Origin of the sequence: Atribacter sp. (assembly GCF_035418125.1) — a bacterium.
In the GTDB taxonomy this organism is placed as follows: domain Bacteria; phylum Atribacterota; class Atribacteria; order Atribacterales; family Atribacteraceae; genus Atribacter; species Atribacter allofermentans.
Genome location: NZ_DAOLQM010000102.1, coordinates 1 through 7102, shown reverse-complemented (window position 1 = coordinate 7102; position 7102 = coordinate 1). Strand labels below are relative to the sequence as shown.

The following is a 7102-nucleotide window of genomic DNA, read 5'->3' as shown; positions in this document are numbered from 1 at the left end:
ATTCCATCTCTTTCAAAGAGGTCTTTCCGATAAAACATCACATTTCCTTCAAATGTCATTGGAGCGCCGTAGGTAATGTCATTAAAAGTTAGAACAGCCACTAATGGCTCAGAAAAATCAGCGAAATCATATTCCTCAGGGTAATAATCTTTAATGGGGATTAACCAGTTGTTGACTGCAAACTCAGCGACGTTAGCTTCGTCGATATAATACACTTGATATTGACCGGCTTTGGTTGACGCATCAAGGCGAGATTTTGATCTTCTTTCTAATTCAGCAAAATAGTGAAACACAACATCGATATTTTCTTTTTCTTCAAATTCTGGAAGGTATTGTTCAAGAAGCTCCCATTCACGTCGGGGTTGGGTGAGAACATTTATGATAACTTTATTCTGTGCGGAGACTATACCGGGTATTAACAATAAACCCATGGTTATTGTGATTAATAAGAGTATAAATAATGATTTTTTCATTCTCTCTGCCTCCTTTAATAATTAAAGAAAATTATAAAAATGCTGCTTTAGTCAATTTTTCCACTATCACCTCCTAATTTAAAAAATTCATCATTATAACCAATATACATGACAAACTTAAAAAAAACATCGAAATCTCAAAATATATCAATTTTTCAATTTGAGGTATTAAAAGAATTTTTATTTATTGTAATAATATTAAATATCTTAATTAATAAAAGGTACGTAAATGGAGGTTGGTTAAAAATAGTTATAAAAATCCTTCGTCACTCAGAATGTCGGCTACCCAGGAGGCAGCCATAGCTACTACCGTGGTACATTTATCAAGATGAGCTCCAGCTTCTTCGAACTCTTTTCGAACTTCTTTTGATCTTAAACAAAAGGATTTTCCGAAGATTTGTTTGTGGATGTCAGCACAAATCACACTTCCATAGGTTTCAATAAATTTATCATGAAGTCTTTGCGCCATTTGGTAGGCTTGGGATTGTGCCTCTTTATCTCCATTAACTTCTAACATCTCAAAGCGTCTTCCAATAAAACTTCCCATAATCATTATGCCTCCCGAATAGCCACCACAGGCTCCATCTCCACAAAGCGCCATTCCACCCGAAAGCCCACTTGCAGATTGAAAAAGGGAGTTATTGTTTTTCCCGGTAAATTTAAAGATGGTTGAGATGAGGCATTGAGCGCACCCACGATAATTTTTTTCGTATTCAAAGCCAATTTCATAACAATCTTTTAATTTTTTAATCTTATAAAAATCTTCCTTAAGAGATATTTTATTGAGGAATTTTTGATACTGTTCAGCAATCAGCTGAATGAGTTCAACTTCCCGGTCAAGCTGACAAAATTCTCGAACGGCTTCTTTTATTGGGTGACTTCTCAAAAACTTTTGGATAATAGTTGTGGCTGGATCGTCTTCAACGGTAAATAATAATGCCGCTGCGGCAGTTTTTGCTAAGAAATATGGCAAGATACCATTTCTAATGCACATCAACGCGGGTCCGATAAGCCGATCTTCTTTTTTTAGCTTTCGAATAGGATCGGCTCCTACCCGATCAATTTTATCTTTTAAGATAGGATTGGCCATATTTTTTAGAACTCGGTTATTCCATTCCTTCATTTCCTCATCAGAATAGCCAAACTCTTTTTGTAGCGCTCGGCTTGATTCCTTGAGTCCTTCGACTGCCATTTGTTGGATTTCCTCATCCTGTATAGATTCAATAATGTATTGATATCCCCTTTGCTTCCCCAGGTAGGCATACACAGCGTGAATGGTATTATAGGTATACATTTTTCTTTTTTCTTCATGTGCCATATTAGTGGTATATAATAAGCCTTTGAACTGAGGCGGTTCACCCTTAAAGGCTGGTCGATCCAGGGTAAGCTCTGGGTAGCCATTGGTGAGAATAATCATTGGATCTTTTTCTCTCATTTCTGGAGTGGGCTCAATTCCCATTCGGATAATTAAGGTATCTACCAACCCAATGTATCGATTGAAATAATCCTTTCCGGCATCGGAAAGCTCTTTAAAAAGATAATGTTTAAATTGTTCTGAAGGCTGGCAGATATTGGTGCTCATGAGAATATCAAGAGAACGATCAATTTTTTCGCGAGATCGTCTTTCGATAATTGCAGAGATATCTTTGGCAACCTGTTCAAAAGCTGATGGGAAGACAACCAGGGATAAAATCGAACATTCTTTCAGTTTTTGAAAAATTTGGTCTTTTTCATCGGTATGAAAGGCTTGAAAATCTTTAATGATGACTTCTTCTTTTTCATCTAAGCTGGGAAGGTTGATGATGGTGTATTGTTGTTGGGTGTTTAATTGATGGATCAGTTCCCGATTAGAATCGACAAAGACTAAGTTGTATTCTGCTTTATTAAACAAATCTGCGATAAACCCACGACCAATCTTTCCCGCTCCCCAGATAAGAATATTTTTTAGTTGATTTGACATGTTGGTTGTCCTTTCTTATGGAGTTCAATAAATATAAATATCTGATTAACTTAAGATTTACAGAACTGTTTTTGACTGAAATAAGATAAATTTGAAATCCATTGGTTTTAGTTATCAGCCTAACAGTAATTTTATAAAAAAAGAAGGAGAAAGTTATTTATATTATGAACAAGAGATGATGTTTTTCAACTCAATTTGAGTATACATCATCTCTTGTTCAAACTTCCAGAAAAAATTATTGATGGGTGGGTGGTGGGGGACTATAGGGCGGAAAAGGGCTAGGTGTTGGAGTTGGATAGACTTCGGTACATTTAATCGTTACTAAAAAACAAGCGGTATCTTTTTGATAGGAGGCATCTTTGGGAGTAAATTCCCATGACCCAACTAAAGGAATATCATTAGCTGAAGTATCAACGTCAGTAACATCTAAAAAGGTGACAGTAGAATCAAGGTCGGTTTTTTTCAAACCCCATTTATTCCAAAAACTACCATCAGTGCAGGGGAGCGTCTTGATAAGACTAACAATTATACTTGTACTGGTTGTAACCGGCGATATATCAACAACCCATACACCGGTTTCCGGGCTTCCCTTGGCTAATAAGGTTTGGGTTTCTCCACCAGCGACAACATGAACTGTAACGGTATTTTCCGATTTACATTTTCCTTCAGCAGTAAGGGTATAACGGGTAGTGACCAGGGGACTTACGTATTGAGAACCAGATGTAGCAGTAAAAGGTCCATAAGTAGTTCCGAATTCAGAGGTAATTTTTATTGAGGTTACGTCACTTGAGACATTCCAATAGAGAACGGCTGTTTCACCAGGACAGATAAGGACTTCTGATGGACATTCGTTAATCTCGTTTGAGGATGGTGCGCCGATTAAAGTAGCAACGCAAAATTGGGACCAGGTTGTACATACTTCTGGAGTACAGCTATTCATGAGAAATGCGAAGCCAACAAGGGAAACGACCAAAACAATTAATATTAAAATTTTTAGGAAATGATAAAATTTTAAACTCAAGACCTTTCCCTCCTTTTAATTTAACCAAACTGCTTATATATTTAAATACGGAAAATATGGAATTGGGTTAACAAAGGAGGTCAAGGAGAGAATAAAAAAACCACGGAATCTAACGAACCTTCCTACCTTCATCTCACCAAGGAAATTATATGGCCACTCAACACCCTCAGTGTTTCAGGACTGGACTTCCTTCTCTCCTGGTAGAGAGGTTTCGAACACTCACTTTCGCAAGGGAGGTTCTTTTTTCCAATCCTCCGGTTTTCCGATTCCTCAGAATCCGTGGTGATATTATCCTACCTTTATCCTTCTAAAATGTCAAATCGGGGTTGATAAATAAAAACCTTGGTTTAAGCCATTAGCTAAGAGGTAATTTTACTAAAATCCTTAGTTGATAAGCAAAATGCAATTTAAAAAAAAATCTTTAGTTTTCTTTCCCCTTGACCTATTCGTTCCTCTTTTAAATCTCAGGATACCTTCTTTCTGGCTCGCGAATTTTTCCATTGTTTCCAATTTCGTAAATTGTTCCTAAGGAAGCTTCGGTATCAAGATAATAAAATTCATCCTCATCGAATTTTCCACTTTGAATGACTTCAACACCCTTTTTCTTAAACTCTTCAAGGGCTTTTTGGCAATCCTCATAATATAATTTTATATGGTGCAAGCCTTCGCCTTTTTTCTCCAAAAACTCGTCGTAGACGCTTCGACCAGTTAATGGCTGCATGAGTTCAATTTGAATGCTTCCAGCCCAAGTAACCGCGAGGAGATATTTATGGTCAGAAGGTTTCCCTCTTACCATAGAATCTCGGACGTCTGGAGGCCCAAAGGTGTAAATATCCCAAGGCCCAATATGAAAAGTTTCCCAGAAGTATTTCATCGCAGCATCAAGATCATTTACTACATGAGCAACTTGGATGACATCACCGTCTTTCATGGTTTTACTACCTCCCATTCATTGAGATATGAATCATTATGTTGATTTATTTATTATCTTCAACTGTTGAACCAATTAATGATTAGAAATAACTTTAATTCGAGATTTGGCTTTTTCATTAAAGTAATTTATGGCAAGAACAGCAATAATGATAAAACCCCACATAGCTCTAATGAAAAAAGGATCCATACGTAACAAATTGACTCCACTGGAAATAACTTGCAGAATAACCACCGAAACGACCATGCCAGAAACCTTCCCAACTCCTCCAGAAGGGTCTACACCACCTAAAAAGCAAGCAAGGATAGCAACTAAGAGATAGGATTCGGCATAGTTGGCTTTAACTGAATTAAGCTGTCCGATCATGATGAAGGCAGTAATTGCTGAAAAAAGAGACGAGAGTAAGAATCCTTTCAAAATAATGGATTTGGTATCAATATTTGAAAATTTAGCTGCTGTATAGTTGGAACCTAACATATACAGACTGTAACCAAAAGTCGTTTTATCCAAAATAATGTATAAAATAAAAGTGAAAATAACAAATATATAAAATGGTATTGGGATTCCAAGGAATAAGCCATTTCCTATGGTTATCAGAGACTTAGGGAAACCGGTTAGAGTATATCCTTTGGTGAGAACAATGTTTACTCCATTTAAAAGGGTCATAGTTCCGAGCGTTGCTAACATATCGGGCACCCTTAAATAACCAGTTAAAAAACCACTCAACAAGCCCGCGCCCATAGCGGCAAGGATACCCATGGCCATTGAAATGATGACCAACAATCCTGATGCTTCTGTGGGATTTCCTCCAGTGAAGGATCGGAGAGTCAAAGCAGTAATGATTCCAGTAAAATTAGCAGTGGCGACAATTCCTAAATTAATTCCACCGCTTAAAATGGGAATCATCATTCCCAAGGAGAGGAAGGCAAGTAACGGGAGTTGATAGGCCATGGAACGAAAATTCGCCATGGTTGGGAAACGAGTCGGATTGAGTAATATCATGACGACAACAATAAGAATCAAAATAGCATAGAGAGAAAGGTTGGGAATATTTCTTTTCATATCCGTTCTACCGCCTTTTCATCGACATGAACTTTGATCCGGCTCTTTTGTTGACGAATTTTTTGTACTGCATTAATTGTAATACTGATGACAATAACTGCACCAACGAAAACATTAAACCAATAGGTCGATATTTTTAAGAGAGTAAGACCATTGTTCATGATGGCAAAAAGCATGATACCAAGGAAAGTACCTATAACCGAACCACCTCCACCAAAAACACTCGCACCTCCCAGAAACACAGCGGCAATGACGTTTAATTCTTGGCCAACAATGATATTAGGAATTGCTGATTGGACAATAGCGGCATGGACAATAGCAGCAATCCCTGAGAGGAGACCGATAAAACTAAAGGCAAATAACTTAGTTCGGAAAACATTTATACCTACTCTTTCAGCAGCAACCTCGTTTCCACCTACAGCATAAATATTCCTTCCAACACTAGTATATTTTAATATATACCAACCTAAAATGAGCACCAAAATCCAAATCAGAGGCATCAAGGTGAAACCAAAGGTTACGTTATTCTCATTGACAAAACTTCCAATCTTGATATTGGCAAATTCTCGAAACATGGGATGAACTACAAAAATTACTTCACCTTTGGAAAAAACGTAGAGAAGACCATAGTATATATTCAAAGTAGCTATGGTAATGATGACTGTTGGAACACGAAAATAGTGAACCAGGATACCATTAAAGCTCCCCATCAGGGTTCCCAGGGCAGCAGCGACTAAAAAGGCGAAGACGATGTTTCCTCCCCATTTTAGAGTCATGATAACGATGACATATTCTACAACCTGGGCAATAGCAGTAAATGAAACGTCGGGTGAACCACTTAAAATAAGAACAAATAATACCCCTACTGCCATAATGCCAATAACAGAAAAGCTCTTCAATAGGTCAAAGATGTTTTCAGTAGTTAAAAATCGAGGATTGAAGATGGTTATTATTATACACAGGAAAATGATGACTAAGGCAATGTAAAATTCGGTTTGTTTCAATAGTTTATTCATGGGATTGAATTCACTCCATCAATCATTTCGACACACTCACAGTTTCGCTCATTTCGACTAAACGTTGTATCTCTGCTTCGGTAACATCGGCAGCATCAATTTGTTTGAAAATGCGCCCGTTTCTCATAATAGCTATTCGATTGCAGTTATTAACTACCTCAGAAATTTCATCAGAGATGAAAATAATTCCAAAGCCCTTATTAGCCATTTCTCGAATAATACTATGTATGCTACTTTTTGCAGCAATGTCAATTCCAACTGTTGGACTGTCTAAAATGAGAATTTTGGGTTGGACTGATAACCATTTGGCAATAACTACTCGTTGCTGGTTCCCACCAGAAAGTGTTTGCACGGGTACTTCAGGATTAGCAACTTTGATTCCAAGTTCATTTATCCAACTGTCAACTGTGGTATCCCATTTTTTTGAATCAATCAAATTAAAGTTGCCCAAAAGGCGTTTAATAATTACTGTTACAATATTTTCACTCACCGATTTTTTCATTATCAAGCCTTGTTCTAATCGATTTTCAGGTACATAGCCAATTCCAGCTTGTATGGCATCTTTTACTGATCGGATACGAACTTCTTTTCCATCAACAAAGATTTTTCCACTATCAGCTGGATCCATACCAAAAAGAG

7 protein-coding genes are annotated in these 7102 nt (G+C 37.2%); all 7 read right to left on the bottom strand.

Annotated features, from left to right (window positions below):
* Positions 1–473: ABC transporter substrate-binding protein (locus PLK24_RS06390; RefSeq protein WP_324477410.1), on the bottom strand; the 473-nt coding region annotated here is incomplete at its 3' end.
* Between the two features lie 250 nt (positions 474–723).
* A complete protein-coding gene (locus PLK24_RS06385; protein ID WP_324477408.1) occupies positions 724–2433 on the bottom strand; it encodes a C-GCAxxG-C-C family (seleno)protein in 1710 nt (569 codons plus the stop codon).
* 235 nt (positions 2434–2668) lie between these two features.
* Positions 2669–3454 (bottom strand): hypothetical protein, encoded by a 786-nt coding sequence (locus PLK24_RS06380; protein ID WP_324477406.1) that lies wholly within the window; start codon positions 3452–3454, stop codon positions 2669–2671.
* 457 nt (positions 3455–3911) lie between these two features.
* On the bottom strand, positions 3912–4385 hold the full coding sequence (locus PLK24_RS06375) for a VOC family protein (RefSeq protein ID WP_324477404.1): 474 nt from the start codon (positions 4383–4385) through the stop codon (positions 3912–3914).
* Between the two features lie 75 nt (positions 4386–4460).
* Positions 4461–5447, bottom strand: a complete 987-nt coding sequence (locus PLK24_RS06370; protein WP_324477402.1) for an ABC transporter permease — start codon at positions 5445–5447, stop codon at positions 4461–4463.
* A complete protein-coding gene (locus PLK24_RS06365; RefSeq protein ID WP_324477401.1) occupies positions 5444–6463 on the bottom strand; it encodes an ABC transporter permease in 1020 nt (339 codons plus the stop codon). The genes PLK24_RS06370 and PLK24_RS06365 overlap by 4 nt, the downstream gene beginning before the upstream one ends.
* Positions 6464–6485: 22 nt before the next feature.
* Positions 6486–7102, bottom strand: a 617-nt coding sequence (locus PLK24_RS06360) for an ATP-binding cassette domain-containing protein (protein WP_324477399.1), incomplete at its 5' end; no start/stop codon positions are given.